At 31.1% G+C, this 22771-nt stretch carries 29 protein-coding genes; 10 read left to right on the forward strand and 19 right to left on the reverse strand.

Translation table 11 applies throughout. The annotated features are described in order from the left end of the window. Window positions 1-28 precede the first annotated feature (28 nt). Window positions 29-271 carry a DUF1480 family protein gene (locus ABN099_RS09135; RefSeq protein ID WP_349463369.1) on the forward strand — a complete coding sequence of 81 codons (243 nt, stop codon included), beginning with the start codon at window positions 29-31 and terminating at the stop codon, window positions 269-271. A gap of 299 nt (window positions 272-570) precedes the next feature. Here ABN099_RS09135 and ABN099_RS09140 read toward each other — a convergent pair whose 3' ends face one another. From ABN099_RS09140 to ftnA, 4 genes are all read right to left on the reverse strand, one after another. Further along, window positions 571-912 carry a YebY family protein gene (locus ABN099_RS09140; RefSeq protein ID WP_349463370.1) on the reverse strand — a complete coding sequence of 114 codons (342 nt, stop codon included), beginning with the start codon at window positions 910-912 and terminating at the stop codon, window positions 571-573. 47 nt (window positions 913-959) lie between these two features. Continuing rightward, window positions 960-1856 carry a copper homeostasis membrane protein CopD gene (gene copD / locus ABN099_RS09145; protein WP_349463371.1) on the reverse strand — a complete coding sequence of 299 codons (897 nt, stop codon included), beginning with the start codon at window positions 1854-1856 and terminating at the stop codon, window positions 960-962. After that, on the reverse strand, window positions 1856-2248 hold the full coding sequence (gene copC, locus ABN099_RS09150; RefSeq protein WP_349463372.1) for a copper homeostasis periplasmic binding protein CopC: 393 nt from the start codon (window positions 2246-2248) through the stop codon (window positions 1856-1858). The genes copD and copC overlap by 1 nt, the downstream gene beginning before the upstream one ends. A 494-nt stretch (window positions 2249-2742) precedes the next feature. Then, entirely contained in the window at window positions 2743-3246 is a 504-nt protein-coding gene (gene ftnA / locus ABN099_RS09155) for a non-heme ferritin (RefSeq protein WP_349463374.1), read from the reverse strand. Between the two features lie 697 nt (window positions 3247-3943). Here ftnA and ABN099_RS09160 point away from each other — a divergent pair. The 5 genes from ABN099_RS09160 to ABN099_RS09180 all read left to right on the forward strand — a co-directional run bounded on the left by ABN099_RS09160 (window position 3944) and on the right by ABN099_RS09180 (window position 9287). Then, window positions 3944-4378: a universal stress protein gene (locus ABN099_RS09160; RefSeq protein ID WP_349463375.1), complete on the forward strand. Its 435-nt coding sequence runs from the start codon at window positions 3944-3946 to the stop codon at window positions 4376-4378. 319 nt (window positions 4379-4697) lie between these two features. Then, complete coding sequence (locus tag ABN099_RS09165; protein ID WP_349463376.1) at window positions 4698-5090, forward strand: DUF2628 domain-containing protein; 393 nt, start codon at window positions 4698-4700, stop codon at window positions 5088-5090. A 332-nt stretch (window positions 5091-5422) separates the two neighbouring features. After that, the gene (locus ABN099_RS09170; RefSeq protein WP_349463378.1) at window positions 5423-5968 is read left to right on the forward strand and encodes a class IV adenylate cyclase; all 546 of its coding nucleotides are present in this window, start codon (window positions 5423-5425) and stop codon (window positions 5966-5968) included. Window positions 5969-6331: 363 nt separating this feature from the next. Further along, window positions 6332-6931 carry an NADH:ubiquinone reductase (Na(+)-transporting) subunit E gene (gene nqrE / locus ABN099_RS09175; protein ID WP_349463379.1) on the forward strand — a complete coding sequence of 200 codons (600 nt, stop codon included), beginning with the start codon at window positions 6332-6334 and terminating at the stop codon, window positions 6929-6931. Between the two features lie 757 nt (window positions 6932-7688). Next, window positions 7689-9287 (forward strand): methyl-accepting chemotaxis protein, encoded by a 1599-nt coding sequence (locus ABN099_RS09180; protein WP_349463380.1) that lies wholly within the window; start codon window positions 7689-7691, stop codon window positions 9285-9287. 133 nt (window positions 9288-9420) lie between these two features. Here the strand turns inward: ABN099_RS09180 and ABN099_RS09185 are convergent, their stop codons facing one another. Next, window positions 9421-10158, reverse strand: a complete 738-nt coding sequence (locus ABN099_RS09185; protein ID WP_349463381.1) for a phosphatase — start codon at window positions 10156-10158, stop codon at window positions 9421-9423. A 319-nt stretch (window positions 10159-10477) separates the two neighbouring features. Between ABN099_RS09185 and ABN099_RS09190 the strand changes: the two genes are divergently transcribed. Next, on the forward strand, window positions 10478-10909 hold the full coding sequence (locus ABN099_RS09190) for a hypothetical protein (RefSeq protein ID WP_349463382.1): 432 nt from the start codon (window positions 10478-10480) through the stop codon (window positions 10907-10909). A 108-nt stretch (window positions 10910-11017) separates the two neighbouring features. On the opposite strand, the gene ABN099_RS09195 is transcribed toward ABN099_RS09190, so the two are convergent. The 6 genes from ABN099_RS09195 to ABN099_RS09220 form a co-directional block, all read right to left on the reverse strand. Continuing rightward, a complete protein-coding gene (locus tag ABN099_RS09195) occupies window positions 11018-11881 on the reverse strand; it encodes a lipase family alpha/beta hydrolase (RefSeq protein ID WP_349463383.1) in 864 nt (287 codons plus the stop codon). Between the two features lie 187 nt (window positions 11882-12068). Then, a complete protein-coding gene (locus tag ABN099_RS09200; RefSeq protein ID WP_349463384.1) occupies window positions 12069-12425 on the reverse strand; it encodes an antiterminator Q family protein in 357 nt (118 codons plus the stop codon). Window positions 12426-12747: 322 nt separating this feature from the next. Next, entirely contained in the window at window positions 12748-13524 is a 777-nt protein-coding gene (gene map, locus ABN099_RS09205) for a type I methionyl aminopeptidase (protein WP_349463385.1), read from the reverse strand. Between the two features lie 12 nt (window positions 13525-13536). Continuing rightward, on the reverse strand, window positions 13537-13734 hold the full coding sequence (locus ABN099_RS09210) for a ParD-like family protein (protein WP_349463514.1): 198 nt from the start codon (window positions 13732-13734) through the stop codon (window positions 13537-13539). Window positions 13735-13926: 192 nt separating this feature from the next. Next, window positions 13927-14445, reverse strand: coding sequence for a GNAT family N-acetyltransferase (locus ABN099_RS09215; protein ID WP_349463386.1), 519 nt, complete (start codon window positions 14443-14445; stop codon window positions 13927-13929). A gap of 65 nt (window positions 14446-14510) precedes the next feature. Next, the gene (locus tag ABN099_RS09220; protein WP_349463387.1) at window positions 14511-15131 is read right to left on the reverse strand and encodes a class I SAM-dependent methyltransferase; all 621 of its coding nucleotides are present in this window, start codon (window positions 15129-15131) and stop codon (window positions 14511-14513) included. A gap of 317 nt (window positions 15132-15448) precedes the next feature. On the opposite strand from ABN099_RS09220, the gene ABN099_RS09225 reads away from it, so the two are divergent. Then, window positions 15449-16204 carry a hypothetical protein gene (locus ABN099_RS09225; RefSeq protein WP_349463388.1) on the forward strand — a complete coding sequence of 252 codons (756 nt, stop codon included), beginning with the start codon at window positions 15449-15451 and terminating at the stop codon, window positions 16202-16204. A 53-nt stretch (window positions 16205-16257) separates the two neighbouring features. On the opposite strand, the gene ABN099_RS09230 is transcribed toward ABN099_RS09225, so the two are convergent. The 3 genes from ABN099_RS09230 to ABN099_RS09240 form a co-directional block, all read right to left on the reverse strand. Beyond that, the gene (locus tag ABN099_RS09230; RefSeq protein ID WP_349463389.1) at window positions 16258-16500 is read right to left on the reverse strand and encodes a hypothetical protein; all 243 of its coding nucleotides are present in this window, start codon (window positions 16498-16500) and stop codon (window positions 16258-16260) included. A gap of 28 nt (window positions 16501-16528) precedes the next feature. Beyond that, complete coding sequence (locus ABN099_RS09235; protein ID WP_349463390.1) at window positions 16529-16891, reverse strand: hypothetical protein; 363 nt, start codon at window positions 16889-16891, stop codon at window positions 16529-16531. A 629-nt stretch (window positions 16892-17520) separates the two neighbouring features. Beyond that, a complete protein-coding gene (locus ABN099_RS09240) occupies window positions 17521-17802 on the reverse strand; it encodes a DUF5339 family protein (RefSeq protein WP_349463391.1) in 282 nt (93 codons plus the stop codon). A gap of 461 nt (window positions 17803-18263) precedes the next feature. Between ABN099_RS09240 and yedE the strand changes: the two genes are divergently transcribed. Together yedE and ABN099_RS09250 are read left to right on the forward strand one after the other, a co-directional pair. Further along, window positions 18264-19349 (forward strand): YedE family putative selenium transporter, encoded by a 1086-nt coding sequence (gene yedE / locus ABN099_RS09245; RefSeq protein WP_349463392.1) that lies wholly within the window; start codon window positions 18264-18266, stop codon window positions 19347-19349. Continuing rightward, window positions 19339-19590: a putative Se/S carrier-like protein gene (locus tag ABN099_RS09250; RefSeq protein WP_349463394.1), complete on the forward strand. Its 252-nt coding sequence runs from the start codon at window positions 19339-19341 to the stop codon at window positions 19588-19590. Before yedE ends, ABN099_RS09250 begins: the two co-directional genes overlap by 11 nt. A gap of 427 nt (window positions 19591-20017) precedes the next feature. Here the strand turns inward: ABN099_RS09250 and ABN099_RS09255 are convergent, their stop codons facing one another. The 5 genes from ABN099_RS09255 to ABN099_RS09275 form a co-directional block, all read right to left on the reverse strand. Further along, window positions 20018-20239: a YdcH family protein gene (locus ABN099_RS09255; RefSeq protein WP_349463395.1), complete on the reverse strand. Its 222-nt coding sequence runs from the start codon at window positions 20237-20239 to the stop codon at window positions 20018-20020. A gap of 197 nt (window positions 20240-20436) precedes the next feature. Beyond that, window positions 20437-20778: an immunity protein Imm33 domain-containing protein gene (locus ABN099_RS09260; RefSeq protein WP_349463396.1), complete on the reverse strand. Its 342-nt coding sequence runs from the start codon at window positions 20776-20778 to the stop codon at window positions 20437-20439. An 825-nt stretch (window positions 20779-21603) separates the two neighbouring features. Further along, complete coding sequence (locus ABN099_RS09265) at window positions 21604-21759, reverse strand: hypothetical protein (protein WP_349463397.1); 156 nt, start codon at window positions 21757-21759, stop codon at window positions 21604-21606. 137 nt (window positions 21760-21896) lie between these two features. Next, entirely contained in the window at window positions 21897-22358 is a 462-nt protein-coding gene (locus ABN099_RS09270) for an Hsp20 family protein (protein WP_349463398.1), read from the reverse strand. Window positions 22359-22630: 272 nt separating this feature from the next. Further along, on the reverse strand, window positions 22631-22771 hold the full coding sequence (locus tag ABN099_RS09275; RefSeq protein WP_349463515.1) for a cold shock small protein YmcF: 141 nt from the start codon (window positions 22769-22771) through the stop codon (window positions 22631-22633).

Consider the following 22771-nt stretch of genomic DNA (forward strand, 5'->3'; position numbering starts at 1 on the left):
ATACAACCACCTGCCCCGGAGTATGACGATGAATAAAACAACCTTAAAAATAGCTTCTTATGAAATAGAAGACGTTACCTTAAAACATTCTGGCGATAATCAATTAACGTATATTTATATTCCATGCGATTATGACAAAGAGTTTTGCATGCAGTTGGATGGATGGGATGAGAATACAAGCATTCCTGCTCAATTAAAGGATAAAAATATTCTACTTTATCGTCATGCCTATGATAAACAAAGCCATCATTGGATTTTAAAAGTAGCGTAACATGATGCTAAAGCATATAAAAAAAGCCAGGTAAATCATTTACCTGGCTTAGGGAAAAGGCTCATTGCGAGCCGTGCGCTAAAAAGGACATAAATGTTTACTACATAAAATTCAGTATTGAAACTGTCTTTTATTTATCTCACAACCTACTGTTAAATATTAGCTAACAATATGTAAAGATCCAGTAAACAAATAGCGCACTCACTCTTTTCGACTTAAAATATTTTTGTCTTATAATTTTCTTATTTAAATCAAACTAATAAACAGAAAAAAAGTCACACTCAAAATTAATCAATTGATTAACTCTTCTCGCAAAGTGATTTAAATGTATTTTGTATTACTTCCACTGATTTTTTCTTTTCCGGAGAGTTCGGATCTGCAAGTAAAATTACATCAATTAACTGAGCATTCACTTTCCCGCTTTTCATCTGTGCCATTGCGATATCATTAAGTGGATATTGTACTAATGTAGCAGGGTTAATCACAAACCAAGCGCCATCAGCACGACAATTAAGCATCACCTCTTCACGAGTAAAAGGCCAGTCATCTCCAAACTGAAGTTTACTTACTGTTGAAATAGGTGCAGAAAAAGCTTGGAAAGAGAACATCATTAACATACTTGCTAGTAAAAAACGTCTCATATTCGTATCTCGTTTTACAGATTAGATATTCACGATTATATAACAATCTATACAGGTGAGTTAATCGCAAAGATGGCGACAGTTAAAATAACGACAGTACCAAGCAACAGTTCAAACCAACTGTTAATTAATAACCACTGAAAATTATTTTTTCGTCTAATGTGAGGAACTAGAACATAACGGTTAATTATAGCGAGACCTAGCATCACAGCCACAAATGCAATTTTAAGCCACAACATGCTTTGATATTCAGAAGAGAGTTGTGTTACAGGCCAGCCAGGAATAAGCATAACAGCACTAATCACCCCGCTAACTATAACCAAGAAAACAGCAATATGACCAAATAAAGAGAACTTCTTCATTGTTGCAATGATCGGTTTTATCATGCCATCAGCCAATTCATCTTTATTTCGCAAAAACTGCAAGCAAACGACAAAAGGCCATAAACCACCAAACCAATATGCAGCACTGACGAGATGAATAACTTGGTTAACTTTATAAATAACGGCTTCTGTGCCAGTAAACATAGCACTGTGCCCTATTAATGCATGTAAAATAAGCATCAATATTGCAATAATAAGTAATGCGATATTTCGAATATAACGCTGGTGGATAAATAGCATTAATAGTGCCAGCGTAGCTAAGACCAGTTGCCATTGCCAAACTTGACCAAATGTAGTGCTTAATACCGCTTTCCATATATTAAAAGACCATGCATCATCCCACCCATCACCCATAATACCTGACAGTACCACCATCCATAAAAAAGTTGTGATAAATACAGTAATGGTGCTGATAGCTAATGCAGGACGCAAACGAATTTGAATAAGTGGAATGAATTTATCTCTTGCGAGAATGGCAGCCGAGAAGCTCAGTCCAAAAACAAACATGACTGCCACAAAATGGAAAAAACGGCATAAAATATAAACGTCTTCAGGTGTCATTATTTTACACTAAATTGATAAGAGCCTTTTGTCTTGTGTCCATCAACAGAAACTACATTCCAATCTACTAAATAATTACCTTCGGCTAACTCACCTTCTAAAGGTAATAACAATTTTGTATTATTGACAGGATCTAAACTCAACTTCCCAACAGTAATCTCTTTACCATTAGCATGAGTTACTTTTACTTTACTAAAAGTAAGTTCAATACCTTCAGAGAAATCAAGTGTGATCACTTTTGGCGCTTGCGCTTGTTCTATCGCAGCACCTTCAGCTGGGAGTTGTGATTTTAAATGTGCATGAGCCAATGCTTGTTGGCATGACATACCTAAGAATAAAACAGCAATGGCAGATAATTTGCCCCATGATGTCTTAAGTGTATTTAATGTCATAATAACCTCTTCAATTACAGGTGATTTTTTTATTTATGGAAATATTTTATAGTAAATTTATCTCAAGATCTGCGCTTCTTAACCATTGAAATAAAAGGTTGTGAACTAGCACTCAAAATATATGTTATTTAGAGCAGGATCTGTCTCAAATATCACCCATTTTTACATTTCAGTAAAATTTAATACCTTTTTTGACAGACTAAACCGTTCAATACATACGCAAATTGCGATAATAATAAAATAATTTATTGTGCAAATAATATTCAGAACAATATATTGAGCAAAAAACAGACACATCAACTGATGTTTAATAAACAAAAACATGGCAACACAATAAGAAGAAGAACGAGAAAAATAAAAGTAGAAATAGAAAGGTCTTTATAGAGATTAGGCGCATAAAAAACGCCCTATTATAAGATAACAGAGCGCTAACTTTTTTACTTGCTAGTGAAGAGTAAAGCTAACTAAAGCTTTACTCCTTTTACTATTAGTAATTAAATGTGGGCTGATGTCGATAAAGTGTTTAAATCTTTATCTAATAAGAAGAGCGCTTTTCCGCTTTCTCCTACCATCGCTAATTTATCAATAATAGATTTGAATAATTTTTCTTCTTCGTGTTGTTCTGCAACATACCACTGTAAGAAATTAAACGTTGAGTAATCTTGAGTAGTCATTGCTAAATGCGCTAATTTGTTAATTTCAGCCGTAATATACTGCTCATGCTCATATGTTTTAGCAAACAGATCAGATAAAGATAAGAACTCTGACGGCGGAGCTTCAATAGCACCAAGTAAAGGTAAGGCACCTGTATCGCTTAAATACTCAAATAAGCGTTGCATATGTTCCATTTCTTCACGGGAATGTGCTTTTAAAAATTTAGCCGCACCATCAAATCCTTTATCGTCGCACCAAGCACTCATTTGCAGATAAAGATTGGCTGAATAAAACTCAAGGTTCAGCTGTTCATTCAGTTTATTAATCATATCTTGATGTAACATATTTTACTTCCCTAGCAATAAAAATTAACATTATGAATATTATGCACACTTAAAAATAAAAATATAGCAATTTTAAATATAGTTTTATTTATTTTTTAAAAATTACAAACGTAATAAAAATAAAAACCAATCTCATTTGTAATATTCTACTACTTATAAAAACCCACTTAATAGGATTGATTATCATTTGTAAAAAACATAATATATTCATAGAGATAAATCTCATTAGGAATAAAAGTAACATTAATAAAATTAATTTAAAATAATTTATTACAACCACTATTCTAAAATCATCAATATCATATAGCTCTATTTTAGATATCCTTCATTTTAATATTACTCTCTATTTTTAACATATAAAAAAACAAAGAAAAAACTTTAGAGATAATCATAATTTCAGATATCCAGTAGAAATAGAAAACATATATTCATTATATTGTTATCAAGCTTTATAAGCTCTAGTTATAAATAAAAACAACAATTTACCACTCATAATGGTACTAGTTTCTAAATTAGATGATTATCGACATCGCTATTTTTCACATAACAAACACATACATCTCAAAACATAAAAATATTTCGTTTTTTCACACTATTTTCCTATTTGGCTGATAAGATTAAAAGGTAACTATCGTTTTTATGAGTAACAAAATAACGATAACGTCCTAATCAAAATAAAGGTTAATTAGGAGCCACCATGCCAAAAACAGTACTAGTACCCGTTGATTTTACAGAGCTCGGTTTATTAGACAAAGTCATCTCTCATTTAGAAGCGTTGGCTGTTGCTGATAAACTCAATATTCACTTCTTATCTGTTATTCCTAGCTATGAATCCTTTGCCGGGTTTGCATTTCCGGGTCAGGATAAGCTTACTAGTGACAAACAACGCATCGAAATTGCATTATCAACATTGAAAGAAAGTTTATCACACACAGATATACCAAATAGTACCACTCAATTTTATGTCTCCATTGGTAATCCACGTGATAAAATTCTAGAAACGGCAAAGAAAATCCAAGCTGAACTTATTGTTATTGGCTCGCGTAACCCAGGCATGAAAACATACTTACTCGGTTCTACAGCCTCTTCAGTTGTCAGCTATGCAGAATCGTCTGTATTAGTTGTACGATAACCAAATTTTATTTGTACTGATATAAGAAATCTGGATCCTTTACAAACCAGATTTCTTATCTTTTTTGTCTGTCCGAAGCTTATAAAATAAAATTTTCTTTTATAGTTCTCATTTTATGAAGTCATTTAAAATCGAATATTTTAGCAATAAGATTATTATGAAAAAATGAATGAAAATTTTATGTGCTAATATTTATTATACTAAATTCTATATTCATAACTTCTTAAGAAATTTATATTGTTTGCTATGTGAATTTATGTAAAAATACTTTTCTTTACATTTCCACAAGTACTCTTTTATATCTTTAAAAGGAATTATCATGAATAAAGAATATTCTGCAAAATGGGAAGAACGTTTTGCCTTTATCGAACAATATGGTTCACCTAAATCACCTGAATACAAAGCTGCTTATAAAGGATTAGCCTTTGGTAAACGTATTCTTATTGGGATGAACATCTGGGCATTCTTCTTTGGCTTTATTTATTTTCTGATCCTTGGTTTATGGCGTAAAGCGTTAACTTTATTCGCAATCAACGTTGCTATTATTGTTGTTATCAGCTTTATTGTTGAGGCGTTATCTATCAGCCCTTCGTTTATGAATGCGGTCAGTATCGCACTAAACGTCTTGTGGGCAGCAACAGCTAACTACGCTTACTACCTGAAAGAAAAGAAAAATGATCAAGGCTGGAATCCATTTGCCGGTATCTTCTAATAAAAAGGGGCTAGCCCCTTTTTATTTATCTAAACTTTATTTACCAAAAAATACTGATACTATTTAATAATAATTTCTTATCTATTTTTATAGCATTACTCGAAAAATAAGTGGTAATACTTAATTCCAACACATCTCCTTTATCTCTATTTTCTATAACCAATAGAAACAAGCTTTAATAATTGCTTATTAGCGCCCATTTAAAAATAATGCTTATCTTTAATAAGATTTCTATTAAACCGAAACGACTCTTAAACTCTCTTTAAGGCATCTTGAGATGAACACTTCTATTAATGTTATACTCACTTTATTGTTAAAAGAGGAAACATTAAATGTCTGAACACTTTCAAGGTAAGTTTGAAGCAGAGCTAAAATACCACTTAGAAAACCCTCACCAATTTGCTGCAGCACTAGCAAATGCAGGTGCTATTATATTTACACAAGATAATCAAGAAACAGATTGGTATATGGAACATAGTGGCGTTGCTTTCTCGGCACCGACAATAAGCTTATGTGTACGAAAAATGTCTCCATCCGGAATAAACTTATTAATTGTTAAAGGTCCGGATTTATCGCAATGCGAAGCTGTACGCATTGAAGATACCAATAAAACAATTTCTATGCTTAATACGTTAGGCTATCACTGTGCTTTAAACTACACCAAATCAAGACAGATCTATTTTTTAAACGAGTTTCACATCACCATCGATAAAATAGACAAACTAGGCTCCTATGCTGAATTTGCGATTATGACTGACTCTCAAAGCAAACTTCCCTTCTATACGACACAATTAAAGGCATTGGCTGCTAAATTTGGGTTTAATGAAGCAATGCGAGAAACTAGAAATTATAAAACACTTATGCTTGAACAGATCTGACAATCATAAATAACTATATTATTTTATGCTTTAACTATTTCTCTTAGGAAAGGTTTTTTATAAAATAAAAAACTACAATTAAATCAAGAATAAGTTTTATATTTTCACATAAAAAAAATAATCAGATCGCTCGGCGAAATAAAAAGATAAATTAAAAAACTTCATTTTAATAGAACAATTGAGACAAAAGCCATATTTATAGCAATTTATTCAAATGAACACTCAATTTTCTATCTATTTTAATTCTTTCTTATGCCAAAAATGCCATTAAGATCTAAAAATAAAGATATTTTATAAATACCCCTTATATTAAGGTAATGTTTTTATTAGAATAAATAAAAAAATATACTAATAGGAGGGTTTATGCTTGAAAATTACCTTAATATCTTTATTAGGGCAACTTTTATTGAAAATATGGCGCTTAGTTTTTTTCTAGGAATGTGTACTTTTCTTGCTGTATCTAAAGAAGTAAAGACCTCATTAAAACTAGGTCTTACGGTAACAGCATTACTTGTTATTGCCACGCCAATCAACAACTTAATTTACCACTTTATATTAAAGAAAGATGTTATTGTTGAAGGAATCGATCTTAGTTTTCTTCGTTATATTACCTTTATTGGTGTTTTAGCTGCATTAGTTCAAATATTAGAAATGTTTTTAGATAAATTTATTCCTTCGCTGTACCATTCACTAGGAATTTTTTTACCTTTATTGACTATTCATTGTGCTATCTTCGGTGCCACCATATTTATGGTCGAACGAGACTATACGTTTACAGAATCGATTACTTATGGTGCAGGCTGTGGTGTTGGTTGGCTATTAGCTATTGTCGCACTATCAGGCTTACGAGAAAAAATGAAGTATTCTGATATTCCTAAAGGGTTAAGAGGCCTAGGTATTACCTTTGTGACTGTTGGTCTAATGTCACTAGGATTTATGTCATTTTCTGGTATCTCACTTTAAAGATAACCTTTTTAGCTTTAAAGTTATTTCAACACTATTTTTCAGCGAGTAATAAAAAATCTGTTATCGCTAGCGATAAATTAAAAAATAAACGGAAGGTTTACCTCTTCCGTTTTAAGTATTTTCTAACGCTCACTTCAATGATATTGATTTAAACATCATATAGTTCATTTCTGCGATTTTAGCTAATCACAACATATATCAACTTAGAATATATTTGAAATAATCTTAGCTATTAGATAAAAACAACCTAATATACTGCACTTCAATTTATTTCTAACTTTTAATTTCACATTACAATATTATCTCATCATTTAAATTCAATTGATTCTCATTAAATCAATTATTCACATAACAATAATAATACTTCAACAATTTGATTGTTATTTATCAAGGATTCACTTTGGTTTGAAATTTCATATTATTTTTTAACTTTGAGTTAAATTTAAACACCATTAACAATGAAAATAAAATCATTTCAAATCAACGTGTTAAATAAAAATCCAATCTATTTATAAAATTAATCAATAAGCACAAGAAATAACCATAAAGAATATTTATAAAATGCCGATACTATTTTTTAGTATTTTGCTATTTTCAAAAGGATCTGTGGCGTTAAATCAAAGAACAGAGCAAAAAAACGCACTGACTCATTTTCTCTTTTCTTTGTTCATCCCTATTACAGGACGTAAAAATAAAACTCAATAATCAATAAATTACACAGTTATATTTTTATAACAAAAGGAAATAACTATTTATGTTTAAGATCTTCAAACAACGTTATTTGCCAAGCATTTCTCTTAATGTATCAAGTTTAAAAACAACAACTTTAGTTTGGCTAATAACCGGTTCACTTATTTTATTATTTTCTCTAGCTTGTTTATTATTCCTTTCATCAGTAAATGATTACAAGGGAAATTTAAACAAACTAAATAGTATCTACGATGAACAATCCGTTCTAAATAACACATGGGAAAGTTTACTTCAAACACGTAATACTCTAAACAGGGCTAGCTCTCGCCATTTATTAATCATTAACAAAATGGCGACGGCAAATACAGATATTTCATCACTCTTACAACAAACAAAAGAAAAGCTGGTACAAGTAGAAAGTAATTGGGATGTATTTAAAAACAAGCCACATCAAGTAGAAAATGAAAAATATCTGCAACAATTAGAAGATAAATATATCGAACTTCACGCAGCTTTAATTGAGTTTCTTGGTTTCTTAGAACAAGGAAAAACCTATGAATATCTAAATCAACCAACTCAAGCTTATCAGGATAATTTTGAAAAAGAGTATAATGCTTATCATCAACAGTTGCAGAATCATTACACTACAGCGTTAAATGAAGGCGAGCTGCTCTACGATAAAATTATTTATAGTCTTATCATTATTTCAATTTTAATTGTGATTTTTTCATTCTTAGTGCAGCTTACATTGAGACGATATTTTATATCACCTCTAAATAAGATTATGCATAGCATAGAAGAGATTAGTAATGGTGAATTAGCTTCATCTCTTACAACTAAAGGTCTTTTTGAAATTAATAAGCTCACATTTCATATTGAAAAAATGAAAGAACAAATAAAAAAGATAATCAACAGCATCAACCAAAGTGCCAATAGCATTAATTCAGAACTCAATGATATTACTGTAATGAACAATAACCTTGCTATTCGGGTCGAGCAACAATCAGCTGCGGTTTTAGAAACATCTGCGGGAATAAGACAACTTAGTGTGACTTCTAAACAGCATTCAGAAAATACACACACCTCTTGCGAATTAGTAACAAAAGCGGATTCAATGATCAATCAAAGTAATGAGATGCTGGCAAACGTTGTTGAGAATATGAATGAAGTTGTCACTTTTTCAGAAAAAATTAACGATATCACATCAACTATCGATAACATTGCATTCCAAACAAACTTATTAGCACTAAATGCCGCAGTTGAAGCTGCTAGAGTTGGTGAGCACGGCAGAGGTTTTGCTGTTGTTGCTAAAGAGGTTAGAGAGCTTTCAATTAGCTGTAATTTGGCATCAAAAGAGATAAAAGTATTGGTCGCCAGTTCTAGTAAAAAAATCAATCAATGCTTTCAACTTGCTGCAGATGCAAACGATAACATGGTTGATATATCAAAACATACAGCAAATATTAATGAGATGATACACGATATATCTATATCAACAGATGAACAGAGCAACGGTATAGCTCAAATTGAAGATGCAATAAACCAACTTGACCAGACTACACAAGCTAATTCAACAATGACAAGAGATCTTGTTAGTTCATTAGATTCACTTCAAACACAATCTAACCGACTAAAAAATGAACTTACTATTTTTCATCAATAACAATAAACTACTAACAATCTGACTTACGTTAAAATGAGTAAAGACCTTTACAGTTAAACGTTAAGATAATAATAGGAACAAATAAGAAGCTATCAATAATATTTGATAGCTTCTTATCTTCAAAAAAGTAATGCTAAAAATCTTTAAATTCAGCAATCTCTTTTTTACCATGTGATTGCAAAAAATCGAGTACTCTTCTCGGCGTTGCATTTAATATTCGTTCTGCTGGAAAATCAATTTGTGCTAATACCTTTAACACCTGATCGAAATTACCTAATGACGATGCGATATGAGAATCAGAGCCAAGCGCAATAAGTCCTCCTGCATCACGAACTGCTTTAGCTATTTCAATGCAATTTTTCTCACTACCTACCCTAGAATGAATAAATGATGAGTTGTTCATTTCTAACGCAACATTGCTAGATGCTGCCACTTGTGCAACTTCTTTAATATCTATGGGGTATTTAGGATTACCTGGGTGAGTAATTATCTGAACAATGCCACTCGCCATCGTAGCTATTAACGCTTTTGTATTATCAACTAAGCCTAAAGATCCCATTACTGGTTCATGAAAACCCGCTAAAACGATATCCAGCTTTTTACTCATTTTTTCACTACAATCTGTTTCACCTTTAATATTTTTAATGTTGGCTTCTATTGAGTATAAAATACCAACATCATCAATAATCCGAGGGATCACAGGTAAATTAGAAAAGTGCCATTCATGAGGTGCATCTGCCATATCAGGTCCATGATCAGTAATAGCAAATAGCTTTATTCCTTTCTTTTTAGCTTGTTGGAAATATTCACTAACCGTACTATAAGCATGAGTACTAGCAATGGTATGTGCGTGTAAATCAACTGGATACATAAAAACCTCTTTCTAAAAGCCTTAATTTCTGGTTATAAGATAGCCTTTTTTCTTAGCGGATAACACTTGTTTAAAATTATTACAGTTAATATATATCGTTAATTATCTAGTGATTATTCTATATTTATAACTAAGAGACACTATAAAGCATAGAAGTAAGGATTAACCAGCCAAAGTATGCTCTAATCATAAACATAATGTTTAGCATCAATGCGACAAATTGAGTTAACACCTATTTTCAGATAAAGAAATATTAGCTAACTTATTGAATAAATGAGTTTTATTATTTTTTCTTTATTTACTTAATAAAAGGCGATTTATGTTTAAGTATCCAGCAGTAGCTAGTTTTGATGAAGAGAGTGAAACCTACGAAATTACTTATCGAGACTTTGAAAATATACATGCTGTAGCCTATACAGAAGATGATATTGAACTTGAAGCCTCTGATATTTTACATGTTGGTCTTGAAGAGTTTATTTCTAGTAAAATGCCTATTCCTGCACCATCGAAAGCTCAGGCTGGTGATTTTATTGTCTATTTACCGCTACTAAGTTGCCTAAAAATTGCTTTACATAATGCAATTTTAGAAACCAATACAAAAAAGGCAGATTTAGCTAGAAAAATGAACTTAACTAGCGCACAAATCGAACGTTTAGTTGATATTAACCAAACATCAAAAGCAGATAGTCTAGAACAAGCACTTTACTTACTTGGCTATGATATTTCACTATCAGTTAGTAAAGAAAAATAAATTTTATTATTCTAACTAATTTAAGTTTTATAAATAAAAGTAGCTCTAATAATATTAGAGCTACTGAGCTATCTTATTTTACAAAAATAAGAACCTATTTTATTTAGATTAAAGCTTTTTACTTGCTAAGAATTTTGCATGATTAGTATAAATTGCAATAATATCTTCTTTACGACCAACTAAACCAGCAACCTGATTCACCATATCTAGATGATCTTGTGAATAATCATCTTTAATCAATTTGCCTAATCGCATACTTTTACGGCTAACCAAACCATCATTTTCTTTTTCAGCAAAAAATGCGCCAAGTACTCGCATTGGAGCATGAGTAGGATCTAATAAATTTCCTTTTTCTCCAGCAATAAGTCCCTGAATGTAGCTACCAAATGAGTAATAGTGAACACCATTCACAACTTCTTTTCCTTCACCACCCCATTTCTCAGGTAATCCCTGTGGGAATTTTTTATTAAATTCATTCACACTTTCAGTGGTTAGCGCTTCTAATGCTGCAATAGCGTTTTGTGGATTTTCGCGGTTACCTGAAAATGCAGAAATAATAACACCAATCGCTTTCATTACAGCGTCTGCAATATATTCGGGTACACTATCTTTTCTAACAATACGTCGTACTAAATCCGCGATTTCTGAACCATGGTTGACACCATTAACAGAAGTGACAGACGCGATTTTATGGGCATGTTTAGCCGCAACATAACGACAAGCTAATGGTCCTTGACTATGACCAATCAAATTAACTTTTTTCGCTTTTGTTTCTTTAAGAATTTTTTGAACAAATTCCCAAAGTTGCTCACCACGAATTTCATTGGAATTGAATGCAGAAAGTGACGCGGTAAATACTTGATGGCCATCCTTTTTTAAAGCATCACCAATGCCATAAAAATAAGGATAACCAACAATATCATCAAAACCAGATAATCCATGAACTAAAATAATAGGGTATTGCGTTGACATAATTTCCACTCCTTGGGTTTAAAATAAAGTATTTATATTGCTAAACTTCCTGTTAGCAATAACTAACAACAACTTGTACATAAGATGAAATGTAAGGAATGTTGTAATACCTTTTTTCATACTCTGTTTGCTATCAGTGTTATTAGATTATCCTATATTTTATGATCGTAAAGCTTTATTTTAAATTTTATTGATGCTTAGATTTAATATCATTCATAATTAACATACCTTCTATCACACCCTCTGCTTTTTTAAGCTTTTTTCCAATATAAGTATCTGAACATTGTTGGAATTTAGCTAATTGAATGAATGTTTTTCCATACACATAATAATTAAGTAATAAATCATAATCTTCTTTGTTACTATTCAATAAGTTAGTCATGAACTCGGAAATTAATTGAGCCTGATCTTCATTACTTTTTCTTCTAGACTTTATACGTTCAGGAATAATATGCTGGGATTTTTTGATATCTTCTTGAATTGATTTATTATTATTTATCATCCAAGTTCCCCACTGCTTCATCATTTTAGATATATCTTTCATTTCACATCCTTGTTATTTATTTTATTAAAAACCAACTACATCCTAGTAATTGAGATTACAAGCTTATTCAGTAATAGCTAAAAAATAGCTATAATAACTATACTAATGTTTATTATTATTACAATAAAAAATATTTTTTAAGCAATATGATAAGATAAGAAAATAACGATAAATAAAAATATAAAAATGATAGAAAAATAGGCAAATGAAGATCAATCAAAGAGATAAAAACACTTCCAGCTATGTTAATAAAAAATATTTTTGTCTTAACAAATTAACCTATTCTTTAGTTTAATAGCTGGAAATACCTATATGTAATATACTACTGCAGTGTTTCGTTAGGGCGTAAAGTCAAAACTTCATATCCCGTAGAAGTAACTAAAATTGTGTGTTCTGATTGCGCTGACAATTTCTTATCTCTAGTCACTACAGTCCAACCATCTTTTTTAGTTTTAATTTTTGAACCACCTTGGTTAATCATAGGCTCAATAGTAAAAGTCATCCCTTCTTTTAACTCAACACCTTGTCCACGAATACCATAATGTAATACTTGTGGTGCTTCATGCATTTCTCGCCCAATTCCATGCCCACAATATTCTCTTACTACACTATATCCATGGCTTTGTGCAAAGCTTTGAATGGCATGACCAATATCACCCAATGTTGCGCCTGGTTTAACTTGCTTAATTCCTTCCCACATTGCTTGATAAGTTGTTTTTGCTAACTTACGAGCTATCGGAGATGCTTCAGGCATAATATACATTTTGCTTGAGTCAGCAATAAACCCATTTTTTTCTAGCGTGATATCAACATTAATTATGTCTTTACTTTTTAATCGCTCATCAGCCTTAGGAACCCCATGACACACAACTTCATTAATAGAGGTATTTAAAACATATTCATAGCCATATTGACCTTTACTTGCAGGTCGAGAATTAAGCTCGTTAATAATAAAGTCTTCAACCTTGTCATTAATTTCTAATGTTGAAACACCTGGTACAATAAAATCATCAAGCATCATAAAAACCTGAGCAAGTAATCGACCTGATTCACGCATTAATTCAATTTCATCTTGCGTTTTGATGGTAATTTTATCCATTATTTTCCCTTTCTATTTTTGTTCTTGTTTTGCTATTTCTTTTTCTAGCATCTCGCTAATGATCATCGGAAATGTTTTTTCTGGATTCAATTCTGCTTGAATGCCAATTTTTATCCAAAATTCAGCCTGTGCATTAACAGAACGAGACATAACATTACTTGCCTTACGCAAATACTCATGTAACTCATCAGAGATTTTTACAATACCCACCATAACCTCTATATACAAATAGTAATAAAACATATATGTATTATAGTAGAATCAAATAACATTGCTTTCAATCATTATTCGATACCGACACTACGGATAAAACCTTAAGATAAGGCTTAGAGCATTAATTTAAGGGTTTATATAAACAAAAAAATAATAAAAAAGGGAAAAGTAGCTGTAATCACTTGATTATCATCTTAAATACTCATAATTATGATCGTCATAAAGTCTATTATTAATGGCGTAATTTTCTTTAATGATATTTTTAAAAGTGAAGCCACTTTTCTTTAAGACTTGCTCAGATGCCGAATTCCCCCCAGTTACAACGGCAACAAATCGTGTAATTGGCTTAAATCGTTCATCCGCTAACATACTAATAAGCGCTTTTGTGGCTAATCCTTGACCTGCATATTGAGGATCGATGATAAATCCTACCTCAGCTGTTATACGCTGTTCTCCAATTTGAGGCTCAACCATTTTAAGCCCCATGAATCCCATAGCTGATTTTTTCTCATTACGAATAACCATACAAAGCCAATGTATAGAATGTATATTCCATAATGGTAGGCGAGATTCAAATGCATCTTTAATTTGCTCTTCGGTCATTATTCCTGAAATATATTTCATTACATTTTGTGAAGTATATAAATTATGGAAAAACGACCAATCTTTGGCTGTTATATGTTCAAAAATAAAGTTTAAATTTGGCATTTTTCTGCATTACTCGTCATTTTTATCTAAATGTAGCTTATTAATTAATAAATATTTTTTCTTTATTACTCTCTTATTTGAATAGCAAACTGAATAACATGGCATTTTCCAGTATGAAATTTGCCTTCATGACGTTCAACTTCGCCAACAAAAAAATGATAAAAATTATCTTTGCCAAAAACATTCAAAAAATCATTAATCTCATACAACATATCGGAAGAACTGGGACCTCCAGTACCATAATTTAATTGTTCTTTAGAATAAACTTCTCCGACAAACCACCCATTATTTTTTAGTGACGCTCTAATGCCGAATAATGTTTTTTGTCTTAATTGCGACGGAAAATGACCAAAAACACAAAAAATATTTTGAAATTGATTAGCTTGCCAAACAACATCATTGAGATCTAAACATTGAGTTGAAATCTCAATATTTTCTTCTTTTGCCCTATTCTGAGCTTTTTGTAAACCAATTGAGGAGTAATCCCACAGCGTTACCGAAAAAGCTTGGTTTTCTTGCTTCGCTTTATGAGCAAGAAAAAGCGCATTACGCCCCTCACCTTCAGCAATAGCTAAAGAGTGACCTTTAAAATTTATTTTATTTGCAATAAACTTAATAAAAACATTTGGCTCATTGCCATAAACTGACTCATGCTCTTGATATCGATTATCCCAGCTCTCTTTCATTATTGCCTCATTATAAAAAATAAAGTTTATGCTCAATTTATAAAGTAACTAAGGTGTATACTATTTTCAATCCGCATCTTTTTAGTATTACTACTTTCGCTCTTTCTGACAAACAAACAAACTTAAGTTAAATTTTTCGTTTTATTTTACTTTTAAGATTAATACGAACATCATCCTCAGAATAAACTGAAAGACAATTGAATTAATAACCGTTAATTTAATTAAGAATTTTTTGAACAAAATTAATTTATATGGAATGACATTTAATTCCATTACACTATTTTCAGGTTTATAGAATTAAATATTAAGGAAAGCTAATGAAATTACTTAAAACTATAGCATCTTTCTCATTGATGAGTGCGCTTATTTTCACTTCAGGTTGTACCACAATTGCTAAAAATTACCCAATAGATACCGAAACGTCTTCAGTACAAACTACAAACAAAGCACTCTCAACTAAATGGGGTGAAAGTATTCAATCTGAAGTTCAGAAAGTTGAAGCAATTCGCTTATCAAAACAACCTTATGAAATAGCAGCTATCCATTATCAAGCCGGAGAACCGTCTAATAATTCACAAAAAATAAAATGGGCAAACTTGGATCCTATCAATCTAAGCGTTCTTACTGAAAGTAAAAAAATAATACCTTTATATCAAATTAAAAATAATCAGTACTCCTTATATGGTAAAGAGAATGAGCGATACATTATTTATTTAAACAATACTGACAGACAAAAAACTTATGAAGTTGTCGTTACTGTTGATGGTTTAGATGTTATTAGTGGCAAAGCGGCTTCTTATCAAAATAGAGGCTATCTATTAAGAACTGGGGAAGAGCTGTTTATTGAAGGCTTTAGAAAAAGTGACCAACAAGTAGCCGCATTTCGCTTTGGTTCACCAGACGAAGGCTATGTGAATTTTAGTACCCAAGGGGATAAAAAAGATATTGGTGTTATATATGTTGCCGTTTTTGAAGTAAAAGAGAGCACCTCAGAAAAAATACAAAAATGTATATCAAGCCAAAAGCGTTTTCTTGATGATAACGGCTATGCACCAGAGCCTTGTATTCCTTAATATTAAAAAATAGAATTAAGGTCAATACACACATATATTGACCTTAATAAATATTAATATGATGCCATAATTCGTAAATCTGGTCTTTCGCCTCTCATTATAGCCCGCTGTTGTTCATGTACAGCTTCATTTATTGCACTCTGTTCATCCGGTGTTCTCGTATTTTTACCACAAACTAATGTGGAACAAACTCGCTCACCGACACGATGTTCCCCTGAAGTTCCCACCCTAAAATTAACGCTATCAGTACAACCTGATAAAAACAAAAATGATAATAATACAATTACTGTGCGCATAAATTCCCTATAAATAAAGTTATTGCTTTTAATAAGCATCAAAGATGTAGCGAGGTTTATTATTCCATTTTAATTCTAACTTTTGTTTATTTTCATTCCATACTGGTTCAGGTATTGACATAATAACACTGAGTCTATTATTTGTTTTAATCGTGGAATTTCTAGAATTAATATATTGATTACTCGATATTACGTTAGCTTTATCAAAGCCACTTTTAAATAACTGATTAAATTTTTGTTTTTCTTCTCTAGCCTCAATTTCAAAGCGAGATTGTTTCGATAACATAAAAACCAAGTTATTATTTACATCGTTACTATATACATCTGAATTATCTTTATTAACTTTAATTAATGTCCTTTCTTTATAAGGATAATTATTATCCTTATCCATACAACCAACCATTAAAAATAATGAAAAAAATAGAACGAAAAAATAGCACATAAATAGAATACTTGTAAGAAATAGAAGCAAACAATTATTCCACAAAAACAATTCACCAACAAAATAATTAATCTTCTTTTTATTAAAAAAGTTAAATAATCTTTAAAATAAAAACACAAAGAACAAAAATAATGAAAAAACCAACACCAAAGAGGCATAAGTACAAAAATTTAGCTTTAGCCATTTAAAAATAAAGATAACAGATCTTTTTTGTACGTTTATTCATATAAAACACCACCCTACCAATCAGTATTCTAGATAAAACTTTTCTCTATTTTGTGGCGAAAAATATAACCACAAAGAAATTATGGTTATGTTAATATTTACATATTGCACAATAAATATGCCATTTCCTAATACTATTGATATTAGGGTTACTATTAACTTATCATTTTTAGGTGATTGCTATACCGGTAAGAATATAAGAAAAGATGGTGGGTAATAATATTTTTATAAATTAACAGTTTGAATTAAGTAGAATTAACAAGGTCCCTATTCTAGCCATGTTAGATATAAAATTTATAAAATAAAACCCCACAATAATAAAATTATAGGGTTCTAATAAAACTTAATACAGCTTATTGACCTGCTGACATTTTTTTCATTTGTTCTAATGAATCTAAAGCTTGCTTACAAGTACTTTCTTGAACATCTTTAGGTAGTGCTGCAAATTGCTCTTTAGCTTGAGCGTATTGAGCTTTCATCGCTTCAGCTTGAGCTTTAGTTGCATCATTCTTTGCCATTAACTCAACATAAGAGTCAGTTTCTTTAAAATAATCTTCACATGATTTAGCTAAATCAGCAGAAACAGCTACTGAAGAGAGTGATAATAAACCTAATGCTAAAATTAACTTTTTCATAAATATCCTTTGAGTGAGTAAAAAAATAAATAAGTATTTATTATTGTGAAAGCAATTATCTCAAAGAAAAATAGAATGTAGATAAGTTTTATCCTAATTGAAAATAAAAACCAACAATCAAATAATGATTATTAAATTACAATCAATCAAAATAAGATAGTTATTAAACAAAAAAATGTCATTCGTCGATGTGAAAATTAATTATAATTAATAGCTTAGAATTATTATTAATTCTCACGCTGCATTGTAATAATAAATAACAAACCATTTTAAATAATTGTTAAATCACTGTTTTATTTACTGTTAAGTCATTATGATTCTATATTTTCAATATAAAAATAATATTTAATTAATTCTGCCGTGATCTATATAAAAGAACTTAACAAAACTCTTATATATAGTAGCTCCATACTTAATAGGTTCTATTAGTCGGGGATAATCCCCAAAATTGGAGGCATTTAATGTCTAAAAAGTGGATTTTAATCATATCAGGAGTTGTAATCGGATTTATTGCTTTATTTCTTGGAATAAAAGGTAATCCTCCTAACATGGGTGTATGCGTCGCCTGTTTTATTCGTGATAGCGCAGGTAGCATGGGATTACATAATGCAGAAACAGTACAATATCTTCGCCCCGAAATTTTCGGTTTTATTCTTGGTTCATTCGCAGCCGCGCTATTATTTAAAGAATTTCAATCTAAAGCAGGTTCAGCACCCATAATTAGATTTACCTTGGGCTTTTTAATGATGGCAGGTTGTTTGGTCTTTTTAGGCTGTCCATTAAGAATGGTACTTCGTATTGGTGCGGGTGATTTAAATGCTGTAATCGGTTTAGTAGGATTAGTGGTAGGTATTGGTGTTGGTAGTCTATTCTTGAAAAAAGGCTTTTCATTACCACGTAACTATCGTCAATCTCCAGTAGAAGGATTAATACTCCCTATAATCTGTATTTTCTTATTTTCTCTTTTTCTGTGGAATAATGATATTTTTAATGCAAGTACAAAGGGACCAGGAGCAAGCCATGCACCGGTATGGATTTCAATAACTGCAGGTTTAGTTATCGGTGTTATTATTCAGCGTACAAAATTCTGCTTTATTGGGATGGCAAAGCATGTTTTTTTATCACGCAACTACAATATGGCATTAGGTATTGTCGCATTAACCCTAGTTGTTGCATTAGGAAATATCTACCTAGGAAAATTCAATCTGGGTTTTGATAATCAGCCTATTGCCCATACAGATGGACTATGGAACTTCCTTTCCATGGCACTGGTTGGCTTGTGTGGCGTATTTATTACTGGTTGTCCTTTACGCCAATTAGCGAATGCAGGACAAGGCAGCTCAGATGCAGCAATAAGCGTAATGGGAATGTTAGTTGGCGCTGCATTTGCTCATAATTATTCTTATGCATCGAGCCCTGCTGGTGTTACTGAGAATGGTAAAATAGTTGTTATTATCGGATTATTGCTAACAATGATTATTGGACTTATCTATACCTACTCAACAATAAAAGCAAGCAATAGCGAGACCAATAAAAATGATGCATGACTATTTATTCTTATTTCACGTTCAATATGCTGTTAAAAAACTTCAGCAGAGATTTCAGCAAGATAAGATACCATCTGAAATTATTGATGTACCAAGAAAGCTATCGTCTGAATGTGAATTAGGGATATTAGCTCATTTTATCAATGAAAAAAGCCATGAAAGTTATGTAGACTCAAATATAAGAGCTATATATAAAGTAGAAAATAAAAATTTTACTGTTATTTGGCAAGATAAAAGCTAGTATTTTTTAAACTAGGGAAAAGGTAACGTCATAAGCCTCTTCCCTTTTTAATGGTTGTACTTAATCATTCGGTTTCTACTTAAAGAAGAAACGCCCATTAATAAACCTAAGCACCATTTTAAGAGTCCTAAGTTTATGCTATCTCTAAATTTTTCAATTATACTTCTGATTATTGTAGTTTTATTAATTGCTGGATTGGCATATTGGTGCTTAGAAATACTAAAATATCGTACCAATATCTCCTTAACATTTTTTATTGTTAGACTTTTCATTGGGATCTTTTTGATAATAGTAGATATTTTCTTAATATCTATAATAATAACTCTTACTATTAGTTAAATAAATATCTAATAAAAAAAGCCATCTAGCTTTAAATGATGGCTTAACTATAAATTATAGCTTTATAAAAAATTATTTAAATCAAAAACTATTCATCTTCAGGCGGATTTTTGAGGATTTGATGTATCTCCTCTTTCAATCGTAATTTTTGTTTTTTTAATTCAACGACTTCATCACCATAACCACTTCTATCAGAATGTTCTAGCCTTACTATTTCATGGTCAAGTTGATTGTGCTTATCAAAAAGTGCACGAAAATGAGGGTCTGCTTGGCGAAGTTTTGAAATTAAATCACGGTATTCTGGGAACATAGAAATTTACCTTTCATTATAAATGATAGATTAAAAACCTTATATTTAGTCTCGCTCAAACTAGTTAAACTGTCATTTTTTTATGTCAAAAATAAGACTAATATCAATTAAATTTTTAGCCTTTATATTTTTATGACTGCTTTTATTTTTGCTTATTTTAAATATATCAATTACAGAGTAAGTAAATAAGCTTATTGCTATTCGAACCAAATATCTTCATAACCGCTTCGATCAATAATAAATCTGCTACCTTCTGGTAAGTATAGATAATTAACCACTTCTGGCAACGCTTTATCTAAATGCGATGTGTGTATAACCTGATAAAAATCATCAGAATCAGAGAATTCACCACAATAAAAAAACCAACTTATCGTCCCTGCTTCTGGTAACTCAATACGTGTTCCATAAATAGGGTTATCATTTAATGAATTTAATGCAACAGCAACTTTTTCTTCAGGCGCTAAAGGCAATACCTCATATCTTTTGCATATTTCAGTTTGTATATTATTTGGCTTTTTTGTATGAGTATTGTGCGGCATTATATTTTCTCTTAAATTTATTTTTATAGCGAAACACAAAGTATACATCTTAAAATCAATCATTTTTTAAGATTATAGTTCCTTAAGCCAGCTAAGCCGATCAAATCAGGTTATTTACACTTCTTTTCTAGAAAAAAGCATTATTTGTTAACTATATAAATGAAAATTAGCTACATTTATAGGGATCTCTAATAGTTTTTTTATACCCATCTATTTGAGTCACTAAGCCCAATGCCGCCGCATTGGGCTTTCCTATCTTTCACTATGCTATAAGCGCTTGGCGGCAGAGTCTTAACATCACGCGACTGATAATATCTATAATTAACACTATGGGATACAGAACAATAGATTAACCAAATCTATCATTGCTTATTTTTTAAGGATAAATGATTTATCTAAAGGGGCAAATAAGAATAATTTAAAATAAGATTATTTCTGATTATGAGATAGTTAATTATACTTAGATTAAAGTTTTATTTAATTAATATAGAGTTAATACCAACGGCGAGAATGTTGAAATAGATAACCTCCATCATCCGTCATAAGTAATTATGATGCTTTTAATTTTTTCGTTAACTTTCGTGTCTAATCTAATTTCTACTAGTGAATAGTTTCAGAGTTTTGATTGCACCACCAAACACTTTTATCCCGATATAATGATAACAGGTCACCAAAGTAACCTATTTAATTTAAGGTGGGCATTTTAATAAGAACTATTATCACTACAGAGATATCAAAACTAACGGATCTGATACCGATTAGTACAACATGCTATCCATTGCTTATGGTACTTACTTTATGCCCGCTTAATGCCTAATATGCCGGTTACTCATCAGGTAACTTCTCTTGTTCTCGCAATTTATCTAGTGCGAGTTCCCTCATCCAATCTGAAAGCAATGGCACAGTCTTTATTGAATCCAATAAGGCTCGTTCTTTTTTCGTTAAACGAATGATAACGACTTCTGTTTTCATCATAGACATGTTAATTCTCCCTTGGTTTAAAGGGAAAATATTGACACATAACATGAGTAGAGCGGTCTGAATTACAGATTTTTACAAACCAAATAGTTAAGGCTACACATAATGCGTAGCCTTAACTTTCTTAACGTTATCTAACTTTATTGTTTTTTATCTTTATTCTCGATCGCTATCGTTTGTAGTTTCTCTTCTTCAGGTAACTGATATTCGATAATAATAGTCAAAAGCCCGCTTGATAGATCGGCTTTCTCTATTTTAACATTTTTACCGAGATCAAATTGTAAAGTGAATTTTCCTTGCGATATTCCACGATGGATCCACTTTTCATTATCTTCCTCTATGTTTTCTTCTTTCTTTCCTTCTACCAATAAACGACCACCTTTTAATGAAACGGCTAAATCGCTTTCTTGATATCCAGGAACACTAACAGCCAGTTCATAATGGTCATCATCAATCTGTTTCAGGTTATAAGTTTGAATAGGTGATGATATCGGTTTACTCCCTGTTAACTGGCTAAATAAGCTATCTATCTGATCAAAACGTTTTGATAATAAATTATCAGATATTGCTGGAAATAATGAAAAAGGTTTGATGTTAGGCATAATTCCTCCTCCAGTATTTATTGAATTAAGGGTGATACATTATTTACCCAAGATATAAATAAGAACTGATAGCTATTTTTCAAGCCCTAAAAAACTAATTTTTTATTAATTTTTTATTAATTTTTTATTAGCATAATTATCTATATAACAGAGCACCACTCTTTTCATGTTAACTATATGAGAAATATAATTTTTAAGCTGATGTTATCAGCTAAATTTAGACAACAAAAAACCCCGCCGTAGCGAGGTTTTATATATTCAACTATTTAAACTTAACTCAATTGCGTTGTCATCACACTTTTGCAAAAAATACATTTTGCGCCATGTGGATTGTTCACTGAAACATCAAATTGTGATGTTCTGTATTGTGAACCACTACAACAAGGACATTTAAAATAGAAGTGTATAATAAT

This window comes from Proteus hauseri, assembly GCF_040139125.1.
GTDB classification, from domain to species: domain Bacteria; phylum Pseudomonadota; class Gammaproteobacteria; order Enterobacterales; family Enterobacteriaceae; genus Proteus; species Proteus hauseri_B.

Coding starts and splice junctions, on each gene's coding strand:
- ABN099_RS09135 (WP_349463369.1), top strand. CDS start 29: ATGAATAAAACAACCTTAAAAATAGCTTCTTATGAAATAGAAGACGTT.
- ABN099_RS09140 (WP_349463370.1), bottom strand. CDS start 912: ATGAGACGTTTTTTACTAGCAAGTATGTTAATGATGTTCTCTTTCCAA.
- copD (WP_349463371.1), bottom strand. CDS start 1,856: ATGACACCTGAAGACGTTTATATTTTATGCCGTTTTTTCCATTTTGTG.
- copC (WP_349463372.1), bottom strand. CDS start 2,248: ATGACATTAAATACACTTAAGACATCATGGGGCAAATTATCTGCCATT.
- ftnA (WP_349463374.1), bottom strand. CDS start 3,246: ATGTTACATCAAGATATGATTAATAAACTGAATGAACAGCTGAACCTT.
- ABN099_RS09160 (WP_349463375.1), top strand. CDS start 3,944: ATGCCAAAAACAGTACTAGTACCCGTTGATTTTACAGAGCTCGGTTTA.
- ABN099_RS09165 (WP_349463376.1), top strand. CDS start 4,698: ATGAATAAAGAATATTCTGCAAAATGGGAAGAACGTTTTGCCTTTATC.
- ABN099_RS09170 (WP_349463378.1), top strand. CDS start 5,423: ATGTCTGAACACTTTCAAGGTAAGTTTGAAGCAGAGCTAAAATACCAC.
- nqrE (WP_349463379.1), top strand. CDS start 6,332: ATGCTTGAAAATTACCTTAATATCTTTATTAGGGCAACTTTTATTGAA.
- ABN099_RS09180 (WP_349463380.1), top strand. CDS start 7,689: ATGTTTAAGATCTTCAAACAACGTTATTTGCCAAGCATTTCTCTTAAT.
- ABN099_RS09185 (WP_349463381.1), bottom strand. CDS start 10,158: ATGTATCCAGTTGATTTACACGCACATACCATTGCTAGTACTCATGCT.
- ABN099_RS09190 (WP_349463382.1), top strand. CDS start 10,478: ATGTTTAAGTATCCAGCAGTAGCTAGTTTTGATGAAGAGAGTGAAACC.
- ABN099_RS09195 (WP_349463383.1), bottom strand. CDS start 11,881: ATGTCAACGCAATACCCTATTATTTTAGTTCATGGATTATCTGGTTTT.
- ABN099_RS09200 (WP_349463384.1), bottom strand. CDS start 12,425: ATGAAAGATATATCTAAAATGATGAAGCAGTGGGGAACTTGGATGATA.
- map (WP_349463385.1), bottom strand. CDS start 13,524: ATGGATAAAATTACCATCAAAACGCAAGATGAAATTGAATTAATGCGT.
- ABN099_RS09215 (WP_349463386.1), bottom strand. CDS start 14,445: ATGCCAAATTTAAACTTTATTTTTGAACATATAACAGCCAAAGATTGG.
- ABN099_RS09220 (WP_349463387.1), bottom strand. CDS start 15,131: ATGAAAGAGAGCTGGGATAATCGATATCAAGAGCATGAGTCAGTTTAT.
- ABN099_RS09225 (WP_349463388.1), top strand. CDS start 15,449: ATGAAATTACTTAAAACTATAGCATCTTTCTCATTGATGAGTGCGCTT.
- ABN099_RS09230 (WP_349463389.1), bottom strand. CDS start 16,500: ATGCGCACAGTAATTGTATTATTATCATTTTTGTTTTTATCAGGTTGT.
- ABN099_RS09235 (WP_349463390.1), bottom strand. CDS start 16,891: ATGGATAAGGATAATAATTATCCTTATAAAGAAAGGACATTAATTAAA.
- ABN099_RS09240 (WP_349463391.1), bottom strand. CDS start 17,802: ATGAAAAAGTTAATTTTAGCATTAGGTTTATTATCACTCTCTTCAGTA.
- yedE (WP_349463392.1), top strand. CDS start 18,264: ATGTCTAAAAAGTGGATTTTAATCATATCAGGAGTTGTAATCGGATTT.
- ABN099_RS09250 (WP_349463394.1), top strand. CDS start 19,339: ATGATGCATGACTATTTATTCTTATTTCACGTTCAATATGCTGTTAAA.
- ABN099_RS09255 (WP_349463395.1), bottom strand. CDS start 20,239: ATGTTCCCAGAATACCGTGATTTAATTTCAAAACTTCGCCAAGCAGAC.
- ABN099_RS09260 (WP_349463396.1), bottom strand. CDS start 20,778: ATGCCGCACAATACTCATACAAAAAAGCCAAATAATATACAAACTGAA.
- ABN099_RS09265 (WP_349463397.1), bottom strand. CDS start 21,759: ATGTCTATGATGAAAACAGAAGTCGTTATCATTCGTTTAACGAAAAAA.
- ABN099_RS09270 (WP_349463398.1), bottom strand. CDS start 22,358: ATGCCTAACATCAAACCTTTTTCATTATTTCCAGCAATATCTGATAAT.